This window comes from Pseudomonas sp. IT-P2, from assembly GCF_949767575.1.
Lineage (GTDB): Bacteria > Pseudomonadota > Gammaproteobacteria > Pseudomonadales > Pseudomonadaceae > Aquipseudomonas > Aquipseudomonas pharyngis.
Genome location: NZ_CATKQA010000002.1, coordinates 17,896 through 43,211 on the forward strand (window position 1 = coordinate 17,896; position 25,316 = coordinate 43,211).

27 protein-coding genes are annotated in these 25,316 nt (G+C 62.2%); 12 read left to right on the forward strand and 15 right to left on the reverse strand.

From position 1 onward, the window contains the following. Positions 1 to 17: 17 nt before the first annotated feature. The 6 genes from ACM6JM_RS01145 to ACM6JM_RS01170 all read right to left on the reverse strand — a co-directional run bounded on the left by ACM6JM_RS01145 (position 18) and on the right by ACM6JM_RS01170 (position 6,155). A complete protein-coding gene (locus ACM6JM_RS01145) occupies positions 18 to 1,034 on the reverse strand; it encodes an arginine N-succinyltransferase (protein WP_039767807.1) in 1,017 nt (338 codons plus the stop codon). 118 nt (positions 1,035 to 1,152) lie between these two features. After that, on the reverse strand, positions 1,153 to 2,502 hold the full coding sequence (locus tag ACM6JM_RS01150; protein WP_414881175.1) for an APC family permease: 1,350 nt from the start codon (positions 2,500 to 2,502) through the stop codon (positions 1,153 to 1,155). An 87-nt stretch (positions 2,503 to 2,589) separates the two neighbouring features. Further along, complete coding sequence (locus ACM6JM_RS01155) at positions 2,590 to 3,342, reverse strand: N-formylglutamate amidohydrolase (protein ID WP_285414258.1); 753 nt, start codon at positions 3,340 to 3,342, stop codon at positions 2,590 to 2,592. Next, positions 3,326 to 4,657, reverse strand: coding sequence for a glutamine synthetase family protein (locus ACM6JM_RS01160; protein WP_163974621.1), 1,332 nt, complete (start codon positions 4,655 to 4,657; stop codon positions 3,326 to 3,328). The genes ACM6JM_RS01155 and ACM6JM_RS01160 overlap by 17 nt, the downstream gene beginning before the upstream one ends. Then, the gene (locus ACM6JM_RS01165) at positions 4,654 to 5,298 is read right to left on the reverse strand and encodes an isochorismatase family cysteine hydrolase (RefSeq protein WP_039767811.1); all 645 of its coding nucleotides are present in this window, start codon (positions 5,296 to 5,298) and stop codon (positions 4,654 to 4,656) included. The genes ACM6JM_RS01160 and ACM6JM_RS01165 overlap by 4 nt, the downstream gene beginning before the upstream one ends. 2 nt (positions 5,299 to 5,300) lie before the next feature. Then, positions 5,301 to 6,155, reverse strand: coding sequence for a MurR/RpiR family transcriptional regulator (locus ACM6JM_RS01170; RefSeq protein WP_039767812.1), 855 nt, complete (start codon positions 6,153 to 6,155; stop codon positions 5,301 to 5,303). A gap of 319 nt (positions 6,156 to 6,474) precedes the next feature. Between ACM6JM_RS01170 and ACM6JM_RS01175 the strand changes: the two genes are divergently transcribed. Both ACM6JM_RS01175 and cobF read left to right on the forward strand, forming a co-directional pair. Further along, entirely contained in the window at positions 6,475 to 7,047 is a 573-nt protein-coding gene (locus tag ACM6JM_RS01175; protein WP_414881176.1) for a histidine phosphatase family protein, read from the forward strand. Next, positions 7,044 to 7,799: a precorrin-6A synthase (deacetylating) gene (cobF, locus tag ACM6JM_RS01180; RefSeq protein ID WP_039767814.1), complete on the forward strand. Its 756-nt coding sequence runs from the start codon at positions 7,044 to 7,046 to the stop codon at positions 7,797 to 7,799. Before ACM6JM_RS01175 ends, cobF begins: the two co-directional genes overlap by 4 nt. Here the strand turns inward: cobF and ftrA are convergent. After that, positions 7,768 to 8,757, reverse strand: coding sequence for a transcriptional regulator FtrA (gene ftrA / locus ACM6JM_RS01185; protein ID WP_039767815.1), 990 nt, complete (start codon positions 8,755 to 8,757; stop codon positions 7,768 to 7,770). The two genes, cobF and ftrA, sit on opposite strands and share 32 nt — an antisense overlap. Positions 8,758 to 8,857: 100 nt before the next feature. Between ftrA and ACM6JM_RS01190 the strand changes: the two genes are divergently transcribed. The 4 genes from ACM6JM_RS01190 to ACM6JM_RS01205 all read left to right on the forward strand — a co-directional run bounded on the left by ACM6JM_RS01190 (position 8,858) and on the right by ACM6JM_RS01205 (position 12,349). Then, positions 8,858 to 9,292: a rhodanese-like domain-containing protein gene (locus ACM6JM_RS01190; protein WP_039767816.1), complete on the forward strand. Its 435-nt coding sequence runs from the start codon at positions 8,858 to 8,860 to the stop codon at positions 9,290 to 9,292. A gap of 253 nt (positions 9,293 to 9,545) precedes the next feature. Further along, positions 9,546 to 10,325, forward strand: coding sequence for an ABC transporter substrate-binding protein (locus ACM6JM_RS01195; RefSeq protein ID WP_039767817.1), 780 nt, complete (start codon positions 9,546 to 9,548; stop codon positions 10,323 to 10,325). Positions 10,326 to 10,453: 128 nt separating this feature from the next. Then, on the forward strand, positions 10,454 to 11,566 hold the full coding sequence (locus ACM6JM_RS01200) for a succinylglutamate desuccinylase/aspartoacylase family protein (protein ID WP_414881177.1): 1,113 nt from the start codon (positions 10,454 to 10,456) through the stop codon (positions 11,564 to 11,566). A gap of 66 nt (positions 11,567 to 11,632) precedes the next feature. Further along, the gene (locus ACM6JM_RS01205; RefSeq protein WP_414881178.1) at positions 11,633 to 12,349 is read left to right on the forward strand and encodes an alpha/beta hydrolase; all 717 of its coding nucleotides are present in this window, start codon (positions 11,633 to 11,635) and stop codon (positions 12,347 to 12,349) included. A gap of 3 nt (positions 12,350 to 12,352) precedes the next feature. Here ACM6JM_RS01205 and ACM6JM_RS01210 read toward each other — a convergent pair whose 3' ends face one another. Beyond that, positions 12,353 to 12,919, reverse strand: coding sequence for a hypothetical protein (locus ACM6JM_RS01210; RefSeq protein WP_064595309.1), 567 nt, complete (start codon positions 12,917 to 12,919; stop codon positions 12,353 to 12,355). Positions 12,920 to 13,006: 87 nt separating this feature from the next. Continuing rightward, positions 13,007 to 13,780 carry a hypothetical protein gene (locus ACM6JM_RS01215; protein WP_414881179.1) on the reverse strand — a complete coding sequence of 258 codons (774 nt, stop codon included), beginning with the start codon at positions 13,778 to 13,780 and terminating at the stop codon, positions 13,007 to 13,009. 147 nt (positions 13,781 to 13,927) lie between these two features. Here ACM6JM_RS01215 and ACM6JM_RS01220 point away from each other — a divergent pair, with 147 nt between their 5' ends. Together ACM6JM_RS01220 and ACM6JM_RS01225 are read left to right on the forward strand one after the other, a co-directional pair. After that, positions 13,928 to 14,467 carry a chalcone isomerase family protein gene (locus ACM6JM_RS01220; RefSeq protein WP_039767821.1) on the forward strand — a complete coding sequence of 180 codons (540 nt, stop codon included), beginning with the start codon at positions 13,928 to 13,930 and terminating at the stop codon, positions 14,465 to 14,467. A gap of 76 nt (positions 14,468 to 14,543) precedes the next feature. Next, a complete protein-coding gene (locus tag ACM6JM_RS01225) occupies positions 14,544 to 15,863 on the forward strand; it encodes an Nramp family divalent metal transporter (protein ID WP_039767861.1) in 1,320 nt (439 codons plus the stop codon). Positions 15,864 to 15,977: 114 nt separating this feature from the next. On the opposite strand, the gene ACM6JM_RS01230 is transcribed toward ACM6JM_RS01225, so the two are convergent. Continuing rightward, positions 15,978 to 16,871, reverse strand: coding sequence for a LysR family transcriptional regulator (locus ACM6JM_RS01230; RefSeq protein ID WP_103387117.1), 894 nt, complete (start codon positions 16,869 to 16,871; stop codon positions 15,978 to 15,980). Between the two features lie 115 nt (positions 16,872 to 16,986). On the opposite strand from ACM6JM_RS01230, the gene ACM6JM_RS01235 reads away from it, so the two are divergent. Continuing rightward, positions 16,987 to 17,589, forward strand: coding sequence for an NADPH-dependent F420 reductase (locus ACM6JM_RS01235; protein WP_011333514.1), 603 nt, complete (start codon positions 16,987 to 16,989; stop codon positions 17,587 to 17,589). Positions 17,590 to 17,695: 106 nt separating this feature from the next. Here the strand turns inward: ACM6JM_RS01235 and ACM6JM_RS01240 are convergent, their stop codons facing one another. From ACM6JM_RS01240 to ACM6JM_RS01250, 3 genes are read right to left on the reverse strand one after another with little or no spacing between them, the layout of a single operon-like run. After that, complete coding sequence (locus ACM6JM_RS01240) at positions 17,696 to 18,877, reverse strand: acetyl-CoA C-acetyltransferase (RefSeq protein ID WP_039767824.1); 1,182 nt, start codon at positions 18,875 to 18,877, stop codon at positions 17,696 to 17,698. A gap of 11 nt (positions 18,878 to 18,888) precedes the next feature. Beyond that, positions 18,889 to 19,554, reverse strand: coding sequence for a CoA transferase subunit B (locus ACM6JM_RS01245; RefSeq protein WP_039767826.1), 666 nt, complete (start codon positions 19,552 to 19,554; stop codon positions 18,889 to 18,891). Between the two features lie 24 nt (positions 19,555 to 19,578). Continuing rightward, entirely contained in the window at positions 19,579 to 20,277 is a 699-nt protein-coding gene (locus ACM6JM_RS01250; protein WP_007956274.1) for a CoA transferase subunit A, read from the reverse strand. A gap of 274 nt (positions 20,278 to 20,551) precedes the next feature. On the opposite strand from ACM6JM_RS01250, the gene ACM6JM_RS01255 reads away from it, so the two are divergent. Further along, positions 20,552 to 21,430: a LysR family transcriptional regulator gene (locus tag ACM6JM_RS01255; protein WP_039767829.1), complete on the forward strand. Its 879-nt coding sequence runs from the start codon at positions 20,552 to 20,554 to the stop codon at positions 21,428 to 21,430. Here ACM6JM_RS01255 and ACM6JM_RS01260 read toward each other — a convergent pair. Further along, entirely contained in the window at positions 21,414 to 22,262 is an 849-nt protein-coding gene (locus tag ACM6JM_RS01260; RefSeq protein ID WP_414881180.1) for an NAD-dependent protein deacetylase, read from the reverse strand. The two genes, ACM6JM_RS01255 and ACM6JM_RS01260, sit on opposite strands and share 17 nt — an antisense overlap. An 81-nt stretch (positions 22,263 to 22,343) precedes the next feature. Then, entirely contained in the window at positions 22,344 to 23,390 is a 1,047-nt protein-coding gene (locus ACM6JM_RS01265) for a class I SAM-dependent methyltransferase (protein WP_074687794.1), read from the reverse strand. 343 nt (positions 23,391 to 23,733) lie between these two features. Between ACM6JM_RS01265 and ACM6JM_RS01270 the strand changes: the two genes are divergently transcribed. Both ACM6JM_RS01270 and ACM6JM_RS01275 read left to right on the forward strand, forming a co-directional pair. Then, a complete protein-coding gene (locus ACM6JM_RS01270) occupies positions 23,734 to 24,573 on the forward strand; it encodes a DUF692 domain-containing protein (protein ID WP_103387122.1) in 840 nt (279 codons plus the stop codon). After that, positions 24,566 to 25,315, forward strand: a complete 750-nt coding sequence (locus ACM6JM_RS01275; protein WP_285414287.1) for a DUF2063 domain-containing protein — start codon at positions 24,566 to 24,568, stop codon at positions 25,313 to 25,315. Before ACM6JM_RS01270 ends, ACM6JM_RS01275 begins: the two co-directional genes overlap by 8 nt. The last annotated feature ends 1 nt before the right edge of the window (position 25,316 follow it).

The following is a 25,316-nucleotide window of genomic DNA, read 5'->3' on the forward strand; positions in this document are numbered from 1 at the left end:
TTGGGTAGGGGCGCGGTTCACAGGGCGATTACCCGGATCGTACCGCCAGTGCGGACGTTGAGCGCCGCGCACAGGGCCGGGTCAAGCGCCAGGGGCTGACCGGGCTGGAAATCCAGCTCGGCGACCACCGCCCGAAAGCCATGCAGCGCCTCATTGCTCACCAGATAGCGACCGCGGGCATCAATCAGGGATTGCTCCTGAACCGTGGCGGTCTGGCTCTGCGCGATCGAACGGATGTTGGCGGTACGTGCATACAAGGTCGGGCCGGCATCGAACAGGTCGATGTAGCTGTTGGTTTCGAAACCTTCGCGCTCGAGGATGTCGAAGGCTTCCTGACCGTCCGGGTGGATGCGGCCGATGCAGTCCTGCGCCGCTTGCGGCAGCATTGGTACGTAGATCGGGTATTGCGGCATCAGCTCGGCGAGAAACGTACGGCTCTGCAAGCCGCACAGGCGCTCGGCCTCGACGTAGGGCAGGTCGAAGAAATGTTTGCCCAGCGCATCCCAGAACGGTGAATGCCCTTGCTCGTCGCTGTAACCGACGATTTCGGTGATCACCGCTTCAGCAAATCGAGGCGCGTGGCCGGCGATGAACAGCAGCCGTGCCCGCGACAGCAATTCGGAAAACGGCGTGCGCACCAGTGCCGCGTCGATGTGGAAACCGCGCAGCAGCGTATGCCCGCTCAGGTCGTGACACAGCGACAGCGCCGGCACGCCGTGCTCGATATTCAGCTCCCGCGAGGCGCTGGTGAAGTGGCGGTTGCGCAGACTGTAGAACGGCTCGTTGAAACCTGCGGTGGCGAGAATTTCCGAACAGCCAACCAGTTGGCGGCTGCCCAGGTCTTCCAGTACGAAGAAGTAATTTTCCGGGCCCTGGGCCTCAGCATCGCTGTCGAACGAGGCGCAGGACGCGGCGATTTTCTCGCCCAGGCGCTCGCTGTCGTCCGGCAGGGACGTGACGCCCACCAGACTGTCGCGCGCCAATTGTTGCAATTGAGGCAGGTCGTTTGGCTCGACTGGACGTAAGACCAGCATGGATGCACTCCTGTATCAAAAGGTTCGGCCCATTCGCCGAACCTGACTATCACTGTCGGTTTCCACGCGTTAAAGCGGCGGTCGCCTGATTTGTTGTCAGACGCCGCTCTTTTTCTTGTCAGCCATTGCTCGGGTCAGGCAGCGCGGTACTGGCGCCGAGCTTGTTCAGGAAGAACAGGTACACCAGACCCAGTGCGATCCAGATCAGGCCGAGTTTTTGTGCATCGACGCCCATGTTGTACATGATGGCCGCGACGATGATGAAGCCGATCACCGGGCAGATCAGGTGACGGATCACCTGGCCGGATTTCTGCCGGCGCCAGTAGTAATTGATCACGGTCAGGTGCAGCAGCATGAAGCCGCTCAGGGCGCCGAAGTTGACCAGCGAAGTCAGGGTGTCCACCGAATTGATGAACAGGTAGCAGATCACCAGCGACAGCACGGCCACCAGATAAATGCTCAGGTACGGCGTGTTGTGTTTCGGGTGCACCTTGGCCAGCACTTTCGGCAACTTGCCGTCGCGGGCCATGCCGAACAGCAGGCGCGAGACCGCCGCTTGCGAAGTGATTGCCACCGCCACGCCCCAGGCCAGGGCCGTGGCCACGCCGGTCAAGGTCGCGAGCCAGCTGCCGGCAGCGATTTCGGCGATTTCATAGAACGCAGTGTCGGCGGACTTGAAGCCCATGCCCGCTGCCAGATCGGTAGCGATCCAGGTTTGCGCGACGAAAATCAGACCCATCACCACCAGCGTGATCAACGCCGCTTTGCCGACGCTGCGGCCCGGATCGCCCTTGATCTCCTCGGCGAGGGTGGAGATCGCATCGAAGCCGAGGAACGACAGCACCGCAATCGACACCGCTTGCATCAGCAGGGCGAAGTTGAAGGTTTCCGGGTGATACAGCGGCGCGAGGGTCAACTGGCCGTTGCCGCCACCGTTGTGCAGGGCGTTCCAGGCGTAGAACAGGAAAATCCCCAGTACCACCAGTTGCGCCAGCAGAAACAGGATGTTCATGCGAGCAGTGAAGGTGATGCCGCGCAGGTTGACGAAGGTCGCGCTGACCAGGAACGCCAGAATGAAGCCGACTTTCGGGATGTCCGGGTACAGATGGTTGAGCGCCATCGCCGCGTAGACGTAAAGCAGCGGCGGAATCAGCAGGTAATCGAGCAGCATCAGCCAGCCGGCGATGAAGCCGACGTGTTGATTCAGACCCCGTTGCGCGTAGGAATACACCGATCCGGCAATCGGAAAGGCTCGGGCCATGCTGCCGTAGCTGAGCGCGGTGAAAACCATCGCCACCATGCCGATGATGTACGCCAGAGGCACCATCCCCGGTGCCTCGGCGTTGACGTAGCCATACACGCCAAACGGGGCGATGGGGATCATGAAGATCATCCCGTACACCACCAGGTCGGTCAGTGTCAGGCTACGTTTCAACTCCTGTTTGTAGCCGAACTCTTCTATTTCCATGAAGCGCAACTCCTTGTCAGCCAATCGGTCGTTTTAGTTGTTATATCGGTCCGTCGTTTACAGCATCAGCAGTGGTTACAACATTTTTTACAGCAGTGGTGCCAGATAATTCGCCCAGCGAGAAACCGCTTCCGGGCTGCGCAGCAGGTCGTTGCGCACTTCGATCAACACCGAATCGAGGCCCCGGGCGTCGCCGTGCACCGGCACGGTCATGTCGCCCAGCGGGTCGATCCTGTACGGCTGGTTGCCGGCGACTTTCAGCGGATGTCGCTCCAGACCGTCGAGCATCCGTTGGGCATAGGCCCGGGCCTGACCGAACAGTACGCCGACTTCCAGCTCGCGCGGCTGGCCGTAATACACCGGGGTGAAACTGTGAATCCCTACCACCCGCACCGGTCGACCTTCGGCCAGACGTGCATCGATCAGTTGTTGCAGCCGCGTGTGAAACGGCTTGAACAGGCACTGGCGACGGTATTCGCGGGTGGCCTCGTCGAGCTCACGGTTGCCCGGCACCTGATAGATCTCGCTCTGTGCCGGGATGCTGTCGGCCGCATGCCGGGGGCGGTTGAGGTCGATCAGCAGGCGCGAATAGTTGGCGCTCAGCAGCGTCGCACCCAGTTGCTCCGACAGTTGCTCGGCCAGCGCCAGGGCTCCAATGTCCCAGGCGATGTGTTCGCGCGCGGCCGTGTCATCCAGGCCCAGGTTGTTCAGGGCCTCGGGGATGTAGCGGCTGGCGTGTTCGCACACCAGAATCAGCGGGTGCGTCGAATCTTCACGGCTCAGGTTGTAGACCGGTCGGGTGTACAACCCAAGCTCAACGGATTCAGTACAGGCGTGCATAGTGCTCACAAAGATCAGCGGGCGAGAGCTGTTCCGTCAGCGCCAGTTCCTCGGTTTTAAGGGCGAAAAAAGTATCGAGCAACGCGCTTGGCAGCGCTTCGACCAGCGCTTCACTGCGACGCAGGCAATCCAGTGCCTGGGCCAGGGAGGCGGGCAGGGCAACGATGCCCCGGGCCTTGCGTTGTTCGTCGTTGAGTGAATCGGGGATTTCATCGGTGATCGCGTTCAGCGCCAGACGCTGCTCGATGCCCAGGCGTCCGGCGATCAGCAGCGCAGCCATTGCCAGATGCGGTGAGGCGGTGGCGTCCATGGCGCGGAATTCCAGGTTGTATTGCCTCGCCACGGGCTTGTTGCCCACGCTCACGGTCGGGCAGATGCGCAGCGCCGCTTCGCGATTCTGCTGGCCCAGACAGGCGTAGGACGCGCTCCAGTGATGCGGTTGCAAACGCTCATACGACACCGGCGTCGGTGCAGTGAACGCGCACAGTGCCGGCAAGTAATGCAGCACACCCGCCGCCCAATGCTGGCCGAGGGTCGACAGGCCATTGCTGGTGCCGGCGTCGTAGAACATCGGCTGACCGGCCAGATCGAGCAGGCTGACGTGCAGGTGCACGCCATTGCACACCGCGTCGGCAGCGGTCTTCGGCGCAAAGCTCAGATCCAGGCCCATCTGCCGGGCGATTTCGCGGGTGATCTCGCGCACGTTCACCGCGCGATCTGCCGCCGCCACGCCAAGGGTCGGGCGGCAGGTGATTTCGTATTGGTGCTTGCCGTATTCGGGCAGGAACATTTCCGGCTCGACGCCCCCGGCGCGCAACGCGCTGAGCAGCCAGCCACCGAATTCGGCGCCCTGGCGCTGGGCTTCGAGCGAGAACGCCAAATGTTCGGCAAACCCGGCGTGCAGGTTGAATTCGTGTTCGAACGCGGCGTTGACCTGCAAGCCGAGCTCATCGCGGTAGCGCTCGACCTCGTTGCGCAACAGCGTGCGCGGGCAGGCCGCCCATGGCCGGCCATCGGTCTCGCGGATGTCGCCATGAATGAAATCCAGCGCCGGCGCTGCGGCGTCCGGGCCGTTGCCGACGGTGACGCGGCTGGCCAGATCGGGAATCAGCCGCAGGTCGCCATAAGCGCCCCACGGACTGGTCGAAGCGATGATGTCCTGCGGCGTCAGCGCGCTGTTGGCCGGCACCCAGCCACAACCGGCGGCCTGATAGTGCTCCAGCTCATCGGTGGGAAACGAACGGCCACGGGTGACGCCGATCAGGTCGGTGGTGACGATGGTGGTCATCGGCAACGGCGACAGGCGCTCGCTCATGGCTGCATCTCCTGCAACCGGCCGAGCACGGTGTCGGTGTCGGTGATCCAGCAGTAGCCCTTGATCGCGTTCAGGCAGGCGTCGTGACGTGCTTCGGTCCAGGTCGCGCAGGCGTCCGCCACCAGAGTGACGAGGTAGCCACGGTCGGCGGCGTCGCGCACGGCCATGTCCACGCACTGGTCGGTGACGATCCCGGCAATAATCAGGTGACGGGTTTGCAGATTGCGCAGCACGTAGTCGATGTTGGTCGAGTTGAAGACGCCGGAAGAGGTCTTCGGCAGCACGATTTCGTTTTCCACCGGGCTCAGTTCGGCGATCACCTGTGCCTGCGGGCTGCCCTTGGGCAGGTGCATGTCCGACAGTTTGTGATCCAGCGAGCGGTCACGGCCATCGGCGGTGAGGCTTTCGATCAGGGTATGCAGCACGTTCTGCCGAGCGTCGCGGAAGGCCTTGAGCAGGCGGACTTGATTGGGCACCACTTGCGAGCGCGTGCGGTTGAGGAAGTACGCGGCGTCCGGGCCTTCGAGGTGCGGGTCGAACTGCGGCTCGAGCCAGGCACGCTGCATGTCCACCAGCAACAGGGCGGTGTGGTCGGTGACAAACGGCAGGTCCCGTGGCGAGCGATGGGGAAGGCTGAACATCCTTATTTATCCTCCAGCAAGTGGGTGTCGAAGTCGTTGCGCAGGGCATCGATGCCTTCCAGGCGATCGGCCAGGTCCGGGCTGCGCAGGGTCAGGCAGGCAATCAGCGCTTCAACCTGAGCCAGCGCCGGGACCATCGTGTCGAACGGCGAAGCCGACTCCACCGGGGCGCTGATGATCATGTCGGCCAGTTCGCGCAGCGGTGAGGCATAGATGTCGGTGAACAGCACGACGCGAGCGTTGTTGTTTTTCGCGGCGCTGGCCACGCGCAAGGCCTGGGTCTGGTAACGGCGATAGTCGAACACCAGCACCACATCCTGACGTTGCAGGTCGAACAGGCGGTCGGGCAGTTGCGCGTTGTCCTCCAGCGCAAAGCAACCGGGGCGCAGCAAGCGCAAATGATTGAGCAGGTAAGTCGCCATCAGACTGCTGAAGCGTCCACCGAAACAGTAGATCTGATGCCGGGTGTCGAGCAGCCAGTCGGCGAGAATGCGCACGTCTTCCGGCTGGGTCAGGGCCTGGGTTTCGGCCAGTAAATTGTGGCTGTGAGCCAGATAGTGACTCCAGGCGTCGTCCTTGTTCTGATGCGAGCGCGGCTGCAACAGGGTACGCGGCGAGCGCAGGCGATGGTCCATGTCGCTGAGCAGGGCGTCCTGGAAGTCGGCGTAACCACCGAAGCCGAGTTTTTTCACCAGCCGCACGATGGTCGGATCGCTGACGCCGGCATGTTCGGCCAGGCGCGCCATCGGGCCAAGTCCGTTGCGTGGATACTGATCGAGCAAGGCGCGAACGACTTTGCGCTCCGACGGCGTCAGGTCAAGGCCGGGGTCGGTGATCAGGTCTCTTAAAGGGGGCATCCGGGCTCCTGCTGGATGGGGTGTTGAATTCGCTTCACAATCCGTTAAAACAGTATTTATGTAACTGGCGCTACATGTCTAGCGAATTTTTCGGCGTTTAGACCAGGCCCCAAAATGGGGCGCAATGCCCGTAACGCAAGGGCTACACGGATGTCGATCAGTCTTGTAGTCCATTGCCCATCGTGGTGTCAGACATTGCCGCTTTCAAATGCTTAAGGCATCAATCGACTTGTCCGGAGCCTCCCGGTTTACGGCACAATTGCCGCCGCATCAGCGACTTTGTCGATGACCGTCTTGTTTTCCAGCCGAGTGACTTCCCGTGCAGACCACCCGTTTGACATTGATCTGCCATGCCAGAACCGTCGCACAAAAATTGGCGTGTTTTCCTACGAACGAACCTGTTGAAGAAACGGCGCTGGCGTCCTGCTCGCTGGCTTTGCGTTTCGACACAGCATCGCGTCTGATTTGCGCCCCGGAACTGCGCACTCGCCAGACAGCGGCGTGGTTTGGCCATGAAGCGCAAATCGATCAGGCCCTGCGTGATTGCGACTGGGGACGCTGGCAAGGTCAGTCGATCAAGGATTTGCAACGGAACGAACCCGAGGCCTTGCAAGCCTGGCTCGAAGATCCGCACGCCGCCCCCCATGGCGGTGAGTCGGTGGCGCAACTGCGCGAGCGAGTGGCGGCGTGGCTGGTTGCACTGCAAGCCACCCCGGGGCACGTGGTGGCGGTTACCCATCCGTTCGTGATTCGTGCTGCATTGATGCAGGTCGTGCAGGGCGAGGCGTTTCACAGCATCGATGTCGAGCCACTGGCCACGGTCGATCTGCGGTTTACCGGGCGCTGGCGGCTACGCTTGTCCGGCATGAATCTGGAAGGAGCAGAGCAATGAAGCGATTGCTGGTGATCGGCATCGGTGCCGGCAACCCGGACTACATCACGATGCAGGCGGTGAAGGCGCTGAATCGGGTGGACGTGTTTTTCCTGATGGACAAGGGCCAGAGCAAGGACAAGCTGATCGACCTGCGGCGAGAAATCTGCGAACGCTACATCACCGATCGTACCTACCGTTTCGCCGAAGCCCACAGCCCGGAACGCGAGCGTGGCGATGTGGACTACAGCGCCAGCGTCGATGATCTGAACCGCGCCAAGCAGCAAACCTTCGAACGCCTGATCAATGACGAATTGTCTGACGGGCAGTGCGGCGGTTTTCTGGTGTGGGGCGACCCGGCGTTGTACGACAGCACCATTCGCATCCTGCAGGCGATTCTGGCCTCGGGGCGATGTGCGTTTGAATTCGAGGTCATTCCCGGCATCACCAGCGTTCAGGCCTTGGCGGCGCAACACAAGGTGCCGTTGAACACCATCGGCCGCTCGATTGAGATCACCACCGGCCGACGCCTGGCGGCGGGGCAGGTGAGTGACACGGACAGTCTGGTGGTGATGCTCGACGCGGAAGATTCCTACCACCAGGTGGCGGATCGGGAGACCGAGATTTACTGGGGCGCCTACCTCGGCACGCCGGACGAAATCCTCATCCATGGCAAGCTCAGCGACGTTGCCGATGAGATCGAGCGGGTGCGCAAAGCTGCGCGGGTCGAGCATGGCTGGATCATGGACACTTATCTGTTGCGCAAGCCTTGATCTCTCGACCAAAGCGTTCGCGATACACCGACGGCGGCACCCCGACCACGCTGCGAAACGCCACACGAAAGCTTTCCACCGAGCGATAACCGCAGCGCAAGGCGATCTGCTCGGTGTTCTGCGGCGTGCTTTCCAGCAATTCCCGGGCTCGGGCCAGACGTTCGTGTTGCAACCAGGCCTTGGGTGACTGGCCGCTGGCTTCGCTGAATTTGCGCAGGAAGGTGCGTTCGCTCATCGCCGCTTCGCTGGCCAGATCGCGCACTTCCAGCGGTTCGTGCAGGCGCTCGCGGGCCCACTGCATCACGCGCGACAGATCGCTGCGCGGCGTCGGGCTGACCGGGGTGGGAATGAATTGCGCCTGACCGCCGGTGCGCTGCGGCGACATCACCAGTCGTCGGGCCACCGAGTTGGCGATCTGGGTGCCGAAGTCCCGTGCCACCAGGTGCAGGCAGGCGTCGATCCCGGCCGCGCTGCCGGCCGAGGTAATCAATTGGCCGGAATCCACGTAAAGCACATCCGGATCGACATCGATGGCCGGAAAGCGCTCGGCCAGCTCCGAGGTGTAGCGCCAGTGAGTGGTGGCGCCGTGACCGTCGAGCAGGCCGCTGGCCGCCAGAACAAACACGCCCGAGCAGATCGACAGCAACCGGGCGCCGCGTGAATGGGCATCACGCAATGCTTCAAGCAAGGCTTCCGGCACCGGCGCATTTCGGTCGCGCCAGCCGGGAATGATGATGGTCCGCGCATCCGCCAACAATTCCAGACCACCGTCCGCCAGCACCTGAATCCCGCCCATCGCGCGCATCGGCCCTTGATCGACCGCCGCAATGCAGTGCGCGTACCAAGGGAAATCGAACTCCGGCCGGGCCAGGCCGAAGATCTCCACGGCGATGCCGAACTCGAATGTGCAGAGGCCGTCGTAGGCCAGAATCGCGACCAATCCAGGTGAATCAGGCATTTGGCGGAAAATTCCCGGTGAGTGTCTTGTGCGCCACTGTAGCGGCAAGCGGCGCCTCGATAAAGTCTGTTCATCCCCACCGACAACGGAGTGATTCAACATGCCCAGCCTGGTTCGCGAGATTCCTGCAGCGCCTTCGGCCATTGCCCTGATGCATTTCAGCAACCGTCTGACCTTCGAAACCGATTGTTCCGATGTCTTCAGCAGCCAGCAGGCCGGCGAAGTCGACTTTGTGCTGGTGGACGTGCGCGGGCCGCTGGCCTTCGAGCGTGGACATGTGCCAGGGGCGATCAACATTCCCGGGCGTTTGCTGACGGCGGAAGGGCTGGTGGACTACCCAAAAAACACGCTTTTCGTGGTTTATTGCGCCGGCCCTCACTGCAATGGTGCCAATAAGGCCGCGGTGAAGCTGGCGGCGTTGGGCTATCCGGTCAAAGAGATGATCGGCGGGGTGACCGGGTGGCTGGATGAAGGCTTTCAGTTGAGTGTCGCGACACCACGCGTCGCCACCGCGCCGATCGCCTGCGATTGCTGATAGCCGGAGGGTTGCCGCTTCGGCGGCACTTTTGTCGGCTTTGTCCTACAACCCTCGCACCGCTCCGGCGCACACTTTTCCCACGTGATGGCACTCGCCGATTTTCTGTAAGTATTTGTCGCTTAAAAACAATTTGCCCCGTGCGCGCCGCCATAGACTGCCGGCCACTTCGGTTTTTTTGCGCTGTACAGCCCAAGGCCGAACCTGACAATCGAAAGCTGCCAATAAAAGCCTCCGCACACGGGAGTAATAAATGAAAAAGCTGGTTATGTTCGGTGCCCTGGCACTGTCGATGTTGTCCCTGACCGCCGTGGCCGAAGACGCCAAGCCGATCCGTATCGGTATCGAAGCCGGTTACCCGCCATTCTCGATGAAAACCCCTGACGGCAAACTGGCCGGTTTCGACGTGGACATCGGCGACGCGCTGTGTGAGCAGATGAAAGTCAAATGCACCTGGGTCGAGCAGGAGTTCGACGGCCTGATCCCGGCGTTGAAAGTGAAGAAGATCGACGCGATCCTGTCCTCGATGACCATCACTGACGACCGCAAGAAAAACGTCGATTTCACCATCAAGTACTACCACACCCCGGCGCGCTTCGTGATGAAGGCCGGTTCCGGCGTGAAAGACCCGCTGGTCGAGCTCAAAGGCAAGAAAGTCGGCGTGCTGCGTGCCAGTACCCACGACCGTTACGCCACCGAAGTGCTGGTGCCGGCCGGGATCGAGCTGGTGCGTTACGGCTCGCAGCAGGAAGCCAACCTGGACATGGTCTCCGGTCGTATCGACGCGATGCTGGCCGACTCGGTCAACCTGAGCGACGGCTTCCTGAAAACCGACGCCGGCAAAGGCTTCGAATTCGTCGGCCCGACCTACGAAGACGCCAAGTACTTCGGCGGTGGCGCCGGTATTGCGGTGCGTAAAGGCGATACCGAGCTGGCGGAGAAATTCAACGCCGCCATCAACGAAATCCGCGCCAACGGCAAGTACAAGCAAGTGCAGGACAAGTACTTCGACTTTGACGTGTACGGCCATTAATACGCCGTAGAAAAAAGTGGCCCCGTTGACGCGGTGGCCACTTTTTTTTCGCCCGTGATTTATCCTGTCAGCACATTTTCAATGCAGTCATTGCCCCGGCAACGACCACAGAATTCCCGGAGTTCCCCATGCAACGCATCGACCATCTTCTGCCCTGGAGCCACCTGGGCAGCGAACGTTCTCTGAGCGTGTTCCGTTACGGCGCCGGCCCGCGCAAGGTCTACATCCAGGCCAGCCTGCACGCCGATGAACTGCCGGGCATGCGCACCGCGTGGGAACTGAAAAAACGCCTGGCCGAGCTGGAGAGCAACGGCCAGTTGCAAGGCGTGATAGAACTGGTGCCAGTGGCCAACCCGATCGGTCTCGATCAGCACCTGCAAGGCAGCCACATGGGGCGTTTCGAGCTGGGCAGCGGCAAGAACTTCAACCGCTCCTTCGTGGAACTCAGTGCGCCGGTGGCCGAGCGCATCGGGCATCAGTTGGGCAGTGATGCGGAAGCCAACATCGCGCTGATCCGCCAGACCATGGGGCAGGTACTCGACGAACTGCCGGCCCCGGCATCGCAACTGGAAGCGCTGCACCGACTGTTGCTGCGCCACGCCTGCGAGGCCGATATCACCCTCGATCTGCATTGCGACTTCGACGCCGCAATTCATATTTATGCACTGCCGCAGCACTGGCCACAGTGGCAGTCCCTCGCCGCACGGCTGAAGGCTGGCGTGGCGCTGTTGTGTGAAGACTCCGGCGGCAGTTCGTTCGATGAATCCTGCTCGTCGCCGTGGTTGCGCCTGGCCCGGGCCTTCCCGAACGCGGCGATTCCGCCGGCCAACCTCGCCACCACCCTGGAACTGGGCAGCATGGGCGACACCCGCGTCGATCAGGCCCAGGCCAATTGCGAGGCGATCCTGGGCTTCTTGGCCGAGCAGGGCTTTATCAGCGGCGAATGGCCGAAAGCGCCGGACGAATGCTGCGAAGGCATGCCGTTCGAAGGCACCGAATACCTGTTCGCCCCGCACCACGGCGTGGTGAGTTTCCTGCGGGATGCAGGTGAGTGGGTCGAGCGTGGCGATGCGCTGTTCGAAGTGGTCGATCCGCTGAACGACCGCGTGACCACCGTTCGCGCCGGCACCAGCGGCGTGTTGTTCGCCATCGATCGCGGACGCTACACCCAGCCGGGGATCTGGCAGGCGAAAGTGGCGGGGCGTGAGCCGATTCGAGTCGGGAAGCTGATCAACGACTGACACCCTATCCTCCGGATCACAGTGTTAGGCTCTGCTCCGAACCCTGCACTGTGTGAAGGAAGGCTTATGTTGAAGGTGTTTGCGCTGTTGACGCTGCTGGCGTCCACTGCCGTTCAGGCTCAGACCTCGCTGCAAAACGATCTGCCGCTCAACTACCTGGCACAGGTGCACCCGGACGCCGAACCGCGTCCGCTGGTGATTTTCCTGCATGGCTATGGCAGCAACGAAGCAGACTTGATCGGTATGAAATTTCAGCTGCCCAAGCAGTACAACTACCTGTCGGTGCAGGCACCGATGGCGTTGGGAGAAGGGCGTTTCCAGTGGTTTCGCAAGAAAGGCGAAGGTGCCTACAACGGCGAGACTGATGATCTGAAGGCCAGCAGCCAGAAACTGCGGGCCTTTATCGCCGCTGCGGCGCAGAAATATCACGCGCAACCGGAGAAGGTGTACCTGATCGGTTTCAGCCAGGGCGCGATGATGACCTATGAGGTCGGGTTGCGGCAGCCTGCGGCGGTGGGTGGCATCGCGGCGTTGAGCGGGCGGGTGTTGCCGGTGCTCAAGAGCGAGCTGAAGTCGGAGCAACAGCATCCGCCGCTGGAAATCTTCATCGGCCACGGCACGGCGGATGACCGGGTGCCGTACAGCGGTGGCACCGAAGCCGATGCGTTGTTGCAGAAGCTGTCGTACAAAACGCAATTTCATGCCTATCCCGGCGTCGGCCACAGCATCAGCGCGGCCGAGCTTCGGGATTTGAACGACTGGTTGCAGCAACTCAACCCGTGAGGATCATTTTTCCTTGAGGATGGTTTTCACCAGCGCTTCGTGACCGCTCTTGTCGCTGGCCCGGGAAATCACCTGGACCAGCGCCATGCGCGTGCCGGAACCGGCCAGCAACGTGGTGTTGAGGGTCTGGCCGCCGCCCTGGGTGGCGGTGCTGTCGACTTGGCGCAGGCCCAGGCCGTTGCCTTTCTGGGTCAGGCTCTTTTCGCTGAGCTTGTTGAAGTCCGGCAGGGCCTTGCGCTGGGCGTCGATGAAGTCGGACACCGTGCCGTCGAGGAACGCACTGTCGTTGTCCTTGACGTTGTTGCCTTCGGGAATCTGGTTTTCGGCGGCGATGACCACGGTCTTTGTCGTCTGGTTGGTGTACATCGTGCCTTTGGCACCGGTCGGGCCGGCGGGCAGAGGGTCGGCGACAAAGCCCTTGGGAAGGACAAAACTGAATTTGCCGTCGAGCATCGAGACCTTCTCGGTGACAGCCTTCTCTTTGGCCTTGGCCGCTTGAGCATTGATGGCGCCGAAACCGGCCACCGCGGCCAACAACAGGACGGCGGCTTTCTTGCAAAGCAATGACATTCGAATCTCCGAGGGATGGGTCGCGCTTGGGCGGCGATCATCCCACGGAGCACACCTGGCACTCCAGAGCGGTTTGTCCGGGCGGGTTCAGTTCGGTGATGGCGCCGGCGCCGGTTTGGCCAACAGCTGTCGAGTGACGCCGAGCATCGCCACCGAAACGGCCACGGCCACCACGAAACCACCGAAACCCAGATTGGGAACCGTCAGCGCCAGCACCAGACAAAACGCCGAAAACGAATACATCCCCGTCGCCGTCGCCCGCAACAACGCGGCGGTAAACGCCGGGCCACGGGTCTGCTGGGAAAACACCGCCATCACGCTGCCCAACACCGGGAACACCGCGAGCAGACCGCTCCAGCGCTCGCCGACGGTGCTGGCCAGCATTGTCACCACCAGCGTCAATGCCGCGCCGGCAATCATCCGCCAAATCAGTTTGTCCGACTTCGGCGCCGGGCCGCTGACGACCGGTTGCACCTTGGGAAACAGGTACGGCGCGGCGAGGAGGGCGGTCGCAGCAGCGACAATCGAGAAAGACAACGACGCGGGAATCAGCGACAGAATCAGCGCCAGCACGGCCCAGACCGATAAAGAAACTATCAATGCCAGCGGCCAGTTCGCCCGCTGCGCCACCTGCGCATAAGTGACACAAAACGCGATCATCGCAAACATGGCCGACAGCGCCGCGACCGCCGATTGCGCGGCAAACGCCGGCCCTTGCTCGATGGCGAGGAAAAACAGGATCGGCCCGACCACCACCGGCAATCCCGACAGCCACCCGGCGACGCTGGGGCCCCAGCGCTTGCCCGCGAGGGAAATCAGCAGCAGGAAACCGGGAATCAGCAGCAGTTTGAGGATCAGCACGCAGGTGTCTCCGTCGGGTCAATGAGGGCCACGTTAGCATTGTGGTTCACGGATTGCTGCATATGCATGCAAAACATGTATACAAAAACATGGGTGCGATTGCCGACTATGCTTTGGGTATCAGGGTTTACCGGAGTCGATGCCGCAATGAGCAGTACACCGAAGTTGTTGCGTGGATGCTGCGGGATCGGCTTGTGGGCCTTGTTGCTGACACCCACCTGGGCCAGTTGGCAAGACGTGGTGCCCGGTGCGCAAATCATTGGCACCGGCGATTTCAGCATTTTCGGTTTCGACGTTTACAACGCCCGGTTGTGGAGCGCCGCGCGTCCATTGGCCGATGGTCAGCCCTTCGCCCTGGAGCTGATCTACCGGCGCAGCGTGTCCCGCGAAGATTTGGTCAAGGCCAGCGTCGACGAGATCAAACGCCTGGCAGGCGCCTCCATCAGTCCTGCGCAACTGGCGGTGTGGCAGGCCCAGATGCAGCAATCGTTCGTCGACGTGCAGGCCGGCACGCGGATCACGGGGGTGTATCTGCCGGGGCAGGGCGCGCGGTTCTTTGTTGGCCAACAGTTGCAGCACGAAATCAACGACCCGTTGTTCGCCCAGGCTTTTTTCAACATCTGGCTGGATCCACGCACACGCAATCCCGAACTGCGCCGGCAATTGCTGGGTACTGCCCAACCCTGAACGCAGCACATCGGCGCTTGGGCCTGCCGACTGAAACGTCTAAGCTGCGCCTTTCGACTTGTTTCTGGATGTGTTTGTGAAGTTCAGCTTGCCCAAAATCGCCACGGCGCCGTTCTGCCCGCCGGAAGTGGCCGGAAGTGTCCCGGTCGATCCCAACGCCTCGTTCTTCAAACGCGTGCTGCGCTTTGCCGGCCCCGGTTTGCTGGTGTCGATCGGCTACATGGATCCGGGCAACTGGGCCACCGCCATCGAGGCCGGTTCGCGTTTCGGTTACAGCTTGCTGTTCGTGGTGTTGCTGGCGAGTCTGGCGGGCATGGTCGTGCAATGCCTGTGCTCGCGGCTGGGCATCGCCACCGGGCGCGATCTGGCGCAGCTTTCCCGCGAACGCTACAGCACTCCGACGGCGCGGCTGCAATGGGTGCTGGCGGAAATCTCGATCATCGCCACTGACCTGGCAGAAGTGCTTGGTTGCGCACTGGCGTTTCACTTGTTGCTGGGTTGTTCGCTGACGTTCGGCATCGCGCTGACCGCATTCGATACGCTGCTGGTGTTGGCCCTGCAAAACCGCGGTTTCCGCCGGCTGGAGGCGATCATGCTGGTGCTGGTGGGCACCATCGGCGCGTGTTTCTTCGTCGAGCTGCTGCTGATCAAACCGTACTGGCCGGACGTCGCCCAAGGCTTCAAACCCTCACTGTCGGCGATCAGCGATGCCGCGCCGTTGTACCTGGCCATCGGCATCCTCGGTGCCACGGTGATGCCGCACAACCTGTACCTGCACACCTCGATCGTGCAGACACGGCTGATCGGCAAGGATCTGGCCAGCAAGCAGGATGCGGTAAAACTGGCGCGCATCGACACCATCGGCTCGCTGGCGCTGGCGTTGCTGGTCAACGCGGCGATCCTGATTCTCGCGGCGGCAGCCTTTCATCAGTCCGGGCACACCGACGTGGTCGACATCCAGGACGCCTATCACTTGCTCGATCCGCTGGTGGGCGGCGCGCTGGCCAGTGTGCTGTTCGGCGTGGCGCTGCTGGCTTCGGGGCAGAGTTCGACCTTCACCGGCACCATCGCCGGGCAAGTGATCATGGAAGGCTATCTGAAACTGCGGATCCCTTGCTGGCAGCGACGTCTGATCACCCGTGGGCTGGCGCTGATCCCTGCGTTCATCGGCGTGTGGCTGATGGGTGACGGCGCGGTGGGCAAGTTGCTGGTGTTGAGCCAGGTGGTGCTGAGCCTGCAATTGCCGTTTGCGCTGTATCCGCTGATTCGCATGACCAACGACAAGCAACTGATGGGGCCGTTTGTGAATCGGTTGCCAACCAAGGTTCTCGCGTGGGGATTGTTTCTGGTGATCAGCGGGGCGAATGCCTGGTTGATTCTGCAATTGGCGGCGTAATCGGCATGATTGGCCCCGCGCTCCGCGTTCCAATGGGACGCAGAGCGTCCCGGGCTGCATTCCCACGCGGAGCGTGGGAACGATCATGCGTGAAGCGTGGGGCGATCATTACGATCATGAGCCAAACGCTTCGACTACAAAATCAATGAACACCCGGGTCTTGGCCGGCAGCAAGGTACGGCTGGGGTAGTACAGCGAAATCGCGCCGGCATCGCATTGCCAGTCGGGCAACAGTCGCACCAGTTCACCGCGTTCGATCTGCGCGCTGACATCGGGCAGCACCAGCATCGTCACGCCCAAGCCCAGCAGCGCAGCCTTGCGCATGGCCATCGGATCATTCAGCACGATGTTCGGGTTGAGCAGGGCGCTGGCCTGTTCGCCGGCTTCGTTGTGCATCTGCCATTGGCGCAGGCGTCCGGTGCGCAGGCCGCGCATGACGATGCCGTGGTGATCGGCGAGATCGGCCGGATGTCTCGGCAGTGTGCGGCCCGCCAGATACGCCGGCGACGCCACCGCCAGCACTTCGGCGGACGACAATGGCCGGGCGACCACGCCGGGCGTCAGTTCGAACCCGCCGCCAATCGCCACGTCGTAACCCTCGGCGATCAGATCCACCTGACGATTTTCGAAGTGCCATTCCGGGCGAATCAGAGGATAACGCGCCAGAAACTCCGGCAGCAGCGGCAGCATGTGATCGATGCCGAATGTCGGCGGCAGGCTGATCTTGAGCACACCCGCCGGCTCGCCGCGCTCGGTCGCCACCGTCGCAATCGCTGCCTGCAAGGCGTCGAGGTTGCCGCCGATACTCGCCAGAAAACCCTCACCGGCCTCGGTCAGCGATAGTTTGCGGGTCGAGCGCTGAAACAGCCGCACGCCGAGGTTGCGCTCAAGGATCGCCACGTTGCGACTGACCGCCGCCGGAGTCAGCGCCAGCAACCGCGCAGCAGCAGAGAAGCTGCCGGTCTCGGCGCTGCGAACGAAGGATTCGAGATTGGCGAGGGTTTCCATGGATTTCGACCTGATAGTGATACTTGAAGATCATTCAAGGCATTACCGGCTAATCAAGTGGGAATGGCAAGCGCAAGATTCGTTTCGAGTCTTACCCCACTTTGAGGAGAACACCATGAGCACTATCGGAATCATCGGCGCCGGCGCCATCGGTTCAGCGTTTGCCAAAGCCTTGTCGCGTCAGGGCATCCCGTTGGTCATCGCCAACAGTCGCGGGCCGGAGACCCTGGCTGAACTGGTCGCAGAACTCGGCCCGACTGCCCGTGCCGTTACCCGTGAAGAAGCGGCGGCCCAAGACATCGTGCTGGTCGCGGTGAACTGGTCGAAACTGCCGACGGCATTGGCCGGGCTGCCGGACTTCGGCGGACGGATCGTCATCGACGCCAACAACTCGATTGAAGCACCGTCGTTCAAACCGGTGGACTTGCAGGGTCGACCTTCCAGCGAAGTGTTCGCCGAGTGGGTGCCGGGTGCGCGGGTGGTCAAAGCGTTCAACCATTTGCTGGCACGCTTGCTGGAAGCGGATCCGGCGTCGGAGGGTGGCAAGCGCGTGTTGTTCCTGTCCGGGGATGATGCGCAGGCCAAGGCGGAAGTGGGTGCGCTGATCGATCAGCTCGGCTTCTTCGGTATCGATCTGGGCGAATTGAGCGTGGGCGCGCGGCTGGTGCAGTTCCCGGGCGGGCCGTTGCCGGTGCTGAATCTGGTGAAGTTCGCCTGACGTCCGGGCAAAAAAATACCCGGTGCGACGTGAGTCGTACCGGGTTTGTTGCCAACGGGCAGTGGATGTCGTGGATCCGCCGCCCGCTGTTGAACCTCTTTTGCGCTTAAGCGCGTTCCAGTGCCAGGGCCACGCCCTGACCGCCGCCGATGCACAGGGTCGCCAGACCCTTTTTCGCATCACGCTTGATCATTTCGTGCAGCAAGGTCACCAGCACACGGCAGCCCGACGCACCGATCGGGTGACCGAGGGCAATGGCGCCGCCGTTGACGTTGACCTTGTCCAGATCCCATTGCAGATCCTTGGCCACCGCCAGGGACTGTGCGGCGAAGGCTTCGTTGGCTTCGATCAGGTCGAGTTGGCCGATGCTCCAGCCGGCCTTGTCCAGGCAGCGGCGAGTGGCGGAAACCGGGCCGATGCCCATGATCGCCGGGTCGACGCCGGCGTTGGCGTAGGCGGCGATTTTCGCCAGCACCGGCAGGCCCAGGGCCTTGGCTTTTTCGGCGCTCATCAGGATCACGGCAGCCGCGCCGTCGTTCAGCGACGAAGCGTTGCCGGCGGTGACGCTGCCGTCCTTCTTGAAGGCCGGACGCAGCTTGGCCAGGGATTCGGCGGTGGTGTCGCCGCGTGGCTGCTCGTCGACCTTGAACGCCACCGGATCGCCTTTGCGCTGCGGGATCAGGATCGGGGTGATTTCATCGACAAAACGACCGGCCTCGATGGCGGCGGCGGCTTTCTGTTGCGACGCGGCAGCGAAGGCGTCTTGCTGTTCGCGGCTGATCTCGTATTTCTCGACCAGATTCTCGGCGGTGATGCCCATGTGGTAATCGTTGAACGCATCCCACAGGCCATCGCTGATCATGGTGTCGACGATTTGTGCGTGACCCATGCGCAGACCGGTGCGCGCGCCCGGCATTACATAGTTGGCCAAGCTCATGTTTTCCTGGCCACCGGCGATGATCACGTCCGCGTCGCCGCAACGGATCGCCTGAGCGCCGAGGTGCAGGGCCTTGAGGCCCGAGCCACAGACCTTGTTCAGGGTCATGGCCGGTACGGCGTGGGGCAGACCGGCCTTGATCGCCGACTGGCGCGCCGGGTTCTGGCCGGCGCCGGCGGTCAGCACTTGGCCCATGATCACTTCATCGACCTGGGCACCGTCCAGACCGGTCTGCTCAAGCAACTGGCGGATGACCGCTGCGCCCAGATCCACGGCGGAGACGCTGGCCAGCGAACCCTGGAAACTGCCGATCGCGGTACGCGTGGCGGCAACAATGACGACGTCTTGCATTTTCGAATTCCTCACTCGGCAGCGAACTGCATTTCTGGTACGTGATCCGGGACGATCAGCTTACCAGCGGTTTTGGCGACGATTTCCTCGACGCTGACGCCAGGTGCGCGTTCCTTGAGGACAAAAGCGCCATTTTCGATTTCCAGGTAGGCCAGGTCAGTCAGGACGCGCTTGATGCACCCGGCGCCGGTCAGCGGCAGGCTGCATTGGCTCAGCAACTTGGACTCACCGTCCTTGGACGCGTGGGTCATGATGACGATGATGTTGTCGGCGCTGGCTACGAGGTCCATCGCGCCGCCCATGCCCTTGACCAGTTTGCCGGGGATCATCCACGAGGCGATGTTGCCTTGTACGTCGACTTCGAAGGCGCCGAGCACGGTCAGGTCGACGTGGCCGCCGCGGATCATGGCGAAGGACTCGGCGGAGTTGAAAATCGATGCGCCGATGCGCGCAGTTACGGTCTGTTTGCCGGCATTGATCATGTCGGCGTCGATGGTGTCTTCAGTCGGGAAAGGGCCCATGCCGAGCAGGCCGTTTTCCGATTGCAGCATGACTTCCATGCCTTCGGGGATGTAGTTGGCGACCAGAGTCGGAATGCCGATGCCGAGGTTAACGTAGTAGCCGTCCTGCATTTCGCGGGCGACGCGTTGAGCCATTTGTTCGCGGGTAAGTGCCATGTTCTTGTTCTCCGTCAGCCTGGATTATTTGCGGATGGTGCGTTGTTCGATGCGTTTTTCGAACGTGCCGCAAATGACCCGGTCGACGTAGATGCCGGGCGTGTGGATGTGTGCCGGATCCAGCTCGCCGGGTTCGACGATTTCTTCGACTTCGACCACGGTGATCTTGCCGGCGGTGGCGGCCAGCGGGTTGAAGTTCTGGGCGGTGTGGCGATAGATGACGTTACCGAAATGGTCGGCTTTCCAGCCTTTGACGATGGCGAAGTCGCCGGTGATGGATTCTTCCATCAGGTACTTGCGACCGTGGAACTCACGCACTTCCTTGCCTTCGGCAACCGGAGTGCCGACGCCGGTGGCGGTGAAGAACGCTGGAATGCCGGCACCGCCTGCGCGCATTTTCTCGGCGAGGGTGCCTTGCGGGGTCAGGACGACTTCGATGTCGCCTTTGAGCAGTTGCTCTTCGAACAGTTTGTTTTCGCCGACGTAGGAGGCGACCACCTTGCTGATCTGGCGGTCGGTCAGCAGCACGCCGAGGCCGAAGCCATCCACGCCGCAGTTGTTGGAGACGACGGTGAGGTCGCGGGTGCCCTTGCGCTTGATCTCGGCGATCAGGTTTTCCGGAATGCCGCACAGGCCGAAGCCGCCGGCGATCACGGTCATGCCGTCTTCGAGACCTGCCATGGCTTCCTCGTAGGAATACACGCGCTTGTCGAAACCTGCCATATGCACCTCTTTTATTGTTTGTCGGGCGGCTGGCTAGCCGAATGACTGGAGTGTCGCGCTCAAGGATATATTTGTTAAGTTGATTTTTAAGGTTGATTGATTGATAAAGCTCAATAATTGGCTTCGTTGATCGTTCCCATGCTCCGCGTGGGAACGCCTCCGGGGACGCGGAGCGTCCCAGTGACGCGGAGCGTCACGGGCTGCGTTACCACGCAGACGGTTCGACGCCTCGACGTGGGAACGATCAAGACTCTGATAGGGAAGCATAGCGTTCATGACCATCAAGCAGATCCGCGCCTTTCTCGCCGTCGCCCAGAGCCTGAGCTTCGCCGTGGCCTGCGAGCGTCTGCACCTGTCGCAGTCGGCACTGAGCCTGACCATCAAGGCGCTGGAAGAAGGCCTGGGCGGGCGCCTGTTCAGTCGCAACACGCGCAACGTGGCGCTGACCCCGGAAGGGGAATCGCTGCTGCCGCTGGCCCGGCGCCTGATCGCCGATTGGGACAACGCCGAAGACGAAATGCGCCAGCGCTTCAGCCTTCAGCGCGGGCGGGTGACGCTGGCGGCGATGCCGTCGTTTGCCGGCAATCTGCTGCCGCCGATCCTCAAGACCTTCCGCGCGCGTTATCCGAACGTCAATGTCACGGTCAACGACGTGATCAACGAGCAAGTGCTGGAAATGGTTCGCGATCGTCAGGTCGAACTCGGCGTGGCCTTCGAGCCGATGCAGAACACCTCGCTGACGTTTACACCGCTTTACCGCGATCGCTTCGTCGCCGTGGTGCCGCAGGATTCGCCGCTGGCTGATCGCAGTGACATTGATTGGCAGACCTTGCTGCAGGAGCCGTTCATCACCCTGCAGCGACCGTCCACGGTGCGGGTGATGCTGGAAGAACACTTGCAGGCTCGAGGCATGAAACTGCCGGTGGAATTTGAAAGCCATCAACTGGCGACGGTCGGGCGGATGGTGGCGAGCGGGCTGGGCGTCAGTGCGGTGCCGGCCTTGTGTGCCGGGCAGATGCGCGAGTTGGGCGCGCATTGCCTGACCTTGCACGAGCCGGTGGTGGAGCGGGCGATTGGCGTGCTGACGGATCCGGGGAATGAACTGTCGGCGGCGGCGCAGGCGTTGTTCGACATCCTTAAGGCTGAGCATTGAGGCGTTGTGCCAGTAGCGGCAGCAACTGTTCGCACGACGCTTCAATCTTCAAATCCAGCAACTCATCCGCCCGCGTCTTCCCCAGGTTGATCGCAATCAGCGGCTTGCCCCGATCCGCAATCACCCGGCACAAGCGAAACGCCGAATACGCCATCAGCGACGAACCGACCACCAGCATCCCGGCGGCATTTTCCGCCAGCGCCATGGCCCGCGCCGCCGTCGGTTGAGCCACGTTCTCACCAAAAAACACCACGTCCGGTTTCATCCGTTCGCCTGCGCAATACGGGCAATGCGGCACCTGGAAGCGCGCCTCGAAGGCCGGATCGAGCAGAGTATCGCCGTCCGGTGCCTGCACGGCATCGACGCCCGCCAGATACGGGTTCTGCGTTTCCATCAATTGCTGAATCGAATCCCGCTCGCTTCGCTGCCCGCAATCCAGGCACAACACCCGGTGCAGGCTGCCGTGCAGTTCGATGACATCGTGGCTGCCGGCCTGATCGTGCAGGGTGTCGACATTCTGGGTAATCAGGCCGCCGATCCGGCCGTGGCTTTGCAGACTGGCCAGCGCCTCATGGGCAGCGTTCGGTCGCGCCTGGCGCACCCGTGGCCAGCCGAGCATGGCCCGGGCCCAATAGCGCCGGCGCGATTGCGGGGCGGCGAGGAATTCCTGGTACATCATTGGCTGCCGGCCACGGCGTACGCCGTCGCTGTCGCGGTAATCCGGAATGCCCGACGGCGTACTGATGCCGGCGCCGGTCAGCACAATGAAGTCGCCGTCGGCCATAACCTGTTGCAGAGAGTCGAGCGGGTCGGGGAGGGGACGGTCGAGCATGATCAGCGCTCCGCAGGCTGTAAGTGCCTTGCAGGTTAGCACCGACGGACGCCTCTTTTCAGAGGCGTCCGCTGCCCGAGGTTACTTGCGCGCCTCCAGAATCAGGTTGAACGGCGTCTGCGTCGCCCGCCGGAAGTGTTTGAAGCCCGCTTCGGTAAATACCTTGCGCAGGCGCAACTCGCCGGCCTGCGCACCGAGACCGAGTCCCACTTCCTGGGACAGCGAGTTTGGCGTGCAGATGAACGTCGACGCGGCATAGAACAAGCGTCCGACCGGCGTGATGTTTTCGTCCAGGGTGTCGTTGGCGAACGGCTCGACCAGCAGCACTGTGCCGTCGTCCTTCAACGATTCAAACGCATGCTTTGCCGCACCGACCGGGTCGCCCATGTCGTGCAGGCAGTCGAAATAGCAGATCAGGTCATAGTCATCGCCGGGATAACTTTTCGCCGTGCCCTGGAAGAACCGCGCGCGACTGCTGACGCCGCCTTCTTCGGCCCGTTGGGTGGCGACGGTGATCGAAGGTGCGTGATAGTCGAAGCCGACGAACCGCGAGTTGGGATAGGCCTGAGCCATGATCACCGTGGACGCACCGTGACCGCAGCCGATGTCGGCGACCTTGGCGCCTGCTTCGAGTTTGGCCACCACGCCGTCCAGCGCCGGCAGCCACTCGGCGATCAAATGCCCCTTGTAGCCGGGGCGGAAGAAGCGCTCGGTGCCGGTGAACATGCACGGATGGTGATCGCCCCAGGGCAGGGCGCCGTTGCCGCGCATGGCTTTGACCAGTTTGTCTTTGTCATGGAAAAACGACGCCACCACGCCCAAGCCGCCGGCCACGTACACCGGCGAATCCTCCTTGGCCAGGGCCAGCGCCTGTTCTTCCGGCAGACGAAATTTGCCGTCGTGGTGTTCCATGTAGCCGGACGCCGCGTGGGCGCTCAGCCATTCGCGCACCAGTCGCGGGTTGCAGGTGGTTTTTGCAGCGAGGGTTTCGGGGCTGATCGGCTGGCTGTCGGCCATTGCCCGATAGAGGCCGAGTTCTTCGCCGACAATGACATTGGCCAGCATCGCCGCGCCGCCCATGTCGTTGACCAGTTTGCCCATGAATTCATTGAGTCTGGCCTCGTCCATTTCATGTGCTCCTTTGACAGGATCACAGTCCGGTGGCGTTGGGGGTCGAGGCATTCACCACCGGGCGGTGGTCGTGGAAACGGGCAGGGCGACACTGCTGTCCTGCGTCCCCCTCGACTGGGTACTGATTGAGTCTAGCCGCTGTTGGCGGCGGCGGGAGCGGGCTGTGTGGATTTCGGGGTTGTGTATCGCGACGGTGTCTGTATCCCACTGTGTACAGACCCGCCGCCGATACAAAACCCGCCACTTCCCGCGCATTGCCCACACAGCCGCGATACACCCGCCGGTTTTACTGAACCTGTCAGTCGCCACGCCCGGCGGCTCCTCAGCAGAGATCTTGCCCATGCAGATTCCCCACCCCACCTTGCAGGCCAGTGTCGGGCTCGGCCTGCGTCGCGGCCTGATGAAAGACCTGCAGGCCGCGCGTACCGGCGATTTCGACTTTCTCGAAGTGGCGCCGGAAAACTGGATCGGCGTCGGCGGTGCCCATGGCGCCGCGTTGCGCGAGCTGGCCGAGCGCTATCCGTTGTCCTGCCACGGGTTGTCGTTGTCGCTCGGCGGTTCGGCGCCGCTGGACGTGGGCTTTCTCCGGGAAGTGCGAACCTTTCTCGATCAGCACAAGGTGCCGCTGTACAGCGAACACCTGAGCTATTGCAGCGACGACGGTCACCTCTACGACCTGCTGCCGCTGCCGTTCACCGAAGAAGCGGTGCACCACGTCGCCGCGCGGATTCGCCAGGCCCAGGACATTCTCGGCAGGCGGCTGGCGGTGGAAAACGTTTCCTACTACGCCGCGCCCCGGCAGGACATGGACGAAGTGACCTTCACCAACGCCGTGCTGCGCGAGGCCGATTGCGACCTGCTTCTCGACGTGAACAACGTCTACGTCAACTCGATCAACCACGGTTTCGACCCGCAGACGTTCCTGGCCGCCATCGAGCCGGGCCGGGTGGTCGGGATGCACGTGGCTGGGCACTTTGACGAGTCCGACACGCTGAAGATCGACACCCATGGCGCCTCGGTCAAACCGGTTGTCTGGTCGTTGTTGGCCGACGCTTATGCCCGATTCGGCGCGCAGCCGACCTTGCTGGAGCGGGATTTCAATTTCCCCGCGTTCTCTGAACTGGTGGCCGAGCTGCAAACCATTCGCCGTCTGCAAATCGAAGGAGGCCCGCGTGGATAATCTTCTGCGGCAACAACAGGCGTTGACCCGCTACCTGCGCGATCCAGAGCATGAAGCGCCACCGGCCGACATGAACGCGGCGCGGGTCAATGTCTATCGCGATCTGGTGTTCAACAACGTCTCGCAACTGCTGGGCAGCACGTTTCCAGTGTTGATCCGGATCATCGGCCAGGAACGCTGGCGCACATTGATCCGCGGCTTCCTGCGGGACTATCGCGCACAGACGCCGAAATTCGGCGAGATCGCCGAGGAGTTTGTCGGTTACCTCGCCTCGGAACCGGCCGTGTTGAGCCAGGGTGACTGGCCGGCGTTCCTGGTGGAGCTGGCGCATTACGAATGGGTCGAAATGGTGTTGCAGCAGTCTGACGCTGAACCCTTGCCTGCGAGCAATCCGGCGCACTTGTTGGAGCGGCCGTTGCAGGTCTCGGCGCTGGCCTGGGCATTGGCGTACACCTGGCCGGTGCAGATGCTCGGGCCGGATCATCAACCGGCCACGCCGCCGGCCCAGCCGACGCTGTTGCTGGTACGGCGCACGACGGACTGGAGTGTGAAGTTTTCCGAGTTGAGCCCATTGGCGTGGCGGCTGTTGCAGCGGATCGACGAGTTCCCGTTGCTGAGCGGTCGCGAGCAGTTGCAAGGGTTGGCGATGGAGGCGGGATTGCCCGGAACTGCGTCGTTCATGGACAGCGGACTGGCGTTGCTGCGCCAGATGCATGAGGACGGTGTGATCGGCATTGTCTGAA

Coding starts and splice junctions, on each gene's coding strand:
- ACM6JM_RS01145 (WP_039767807.1), bottom strand. CDS start 1,034: ATGCTGGTCTTACGTCCAGTCGAGCCAAACGACCTGCCTCAATTGCAA.
- ACM6JM_RS01150 (WP_414881175.1), bottom strand. CDS start 2,502: ATGGAAATAGAAGAGTTCGGCTACAAACAGGAGTTGAAACGTAGCCTG.
- ACM6JM_RS01155 (WP_285414258.1), bottom strand. CDS start 3,342: ATGCACGCCTGTACTGAATCCGTTGAGCTTGGGTTGTACACCCGACCG.
- ACM6JM_RS01160 (WP_163974621.1), bottom strand. CDS start 4,657: ATGAGCGAGCGCCTGTCGCCGTTGCCGATGACCACCATCGTCACCACC.
- ACM6JM_RS01165 (WP_039767811.1), bottom strand. CDS start 5,298: ATGTTCAGCCTTCCCCATCGCTCGCCACGGGACCTGCCGTTTGTCACC.
- ACM6JM_RS01170 (WP_039767812.1), bottom strand. CDS start 6,155: ATGCCCCCTTTAAGAGACCTGATCACCGACCCCGGCCTTGACCTGACG.
- cobF (WP_039767814.1), top strand. CDS start 7,044: ATGAAGCGATTGCTGGTGATCGGCATCGGTGCCGGCAACCCGGACTAC.
- ftrA (WP_039767815.1), bottom strand. CDS start 8,757: ATGCCTGATTCACCTGGATTGGTCGCGATTCTGGCCTACGACGGCCTC.
- ACM6JM_RS01190 (WP_039767816.1), top strand. CDS start 8,858: ATGCCCAGCCTGGTTCGCGAGATTCCTGCAGCGCCTTCGGCCATTGCC.
- ACM6JM_RS01195 (WP_039767817.1), top strand. CDS start 9,546: ATGAAAAAGCTGGTTATGTTCGGTGCCCTGGCACTGTCGATGTTGTCC.
- ACM6JM_RS01200 (WP_414881177.1), top strand. CDS start 10,454: ATGCAACGCATCGACCATCTTCTGCCCTGGAGCCACCTGGGCAGCGAA.
- ACM6JM_RS01205 (WP_414881178.1), top strand. CDS start 11,633: ATGTTGAAGGTGTTTGCGCTGTTGACGCTGCTGGCGTCCACTGCCGTT.
- ACM6JM_RS01210 (WP_064595309.1), bottom strand. CDS start 12,919: ATGTCATTGCTTTGCAAGAAAGCCGCCGTCCTGTTGTTGGCCGCGGTG.
- ACM6JM_RS01220 (WP_039767821.1), top strand. CDS start 13,928: ATGAGCAGTACACCGAAGTTGTTGCGTGGATGCTGCGGGATCGGCTTG.
- ACM6JM_RS01230 (WP_103387117.1), bottom strand. CDS start 16,871: ATGGAAACCCTCGCCAATCTCGAATCCTTCGTTCGCAGCGCCGAGACC.
- ACM6JM_RS01235 (WP_011333514.1), top strand. CDS start 16,987: ATGAGCACTATCGGAATCATCGGCGCCGGCGCCATCGGTTCAGCGTTT.
- ACM6JM_RS01240 (WP_039767824.1), bottom strand. CDS start 18,877: ATGCAAGACGTCGTCATTGTTGCCGCCACGCGTACCGCGATCGGCAGT.
- ACM6JM_RS01245 (WP_039767826.1), bottom strand. CDS start 19,554: ATGGCACTTACCCGCGAACAAATGGCTCAACGCGTCGCCCGCGAAATG.
- ACM6JM_RS01250 (WP_007956274.1), bottom strand. CDS start 20,277: ATGGCAGGTTTCGACAAGCGCGTGTATTCCTACGAGGAAGCCATGGCA.
- ACM6JM_RS01255 (WP_039767829.1), top strand. CDS start 20,552: ATGACCATCAAGCAGATCCGCGCCTTTCTCGCCGTCGCCCAGAGCCTG.
- ACM6JM_RS01260 (WP_414881180.1), bottom strand. CDS start 22,262: ATGCTCGACCGTCCCCTCCCCGACCCGCTCGACTCTCTGCAACAGGTT.
- ACM6JM_RS01265 (WP_074687794.1), bottom strand. CDS start 23,390: ATGGACGAGGCCAGACTCAATGAATTCATGGGCAAACTGGTCAACGAC.
- ACM6JM_RS01270 (WP_103387122.1), top strand. CDS start 23,734: ATGCAGATTCCCCACCCCACCTTGCAGGCCAGTGTCGGGCTCGGCCTG.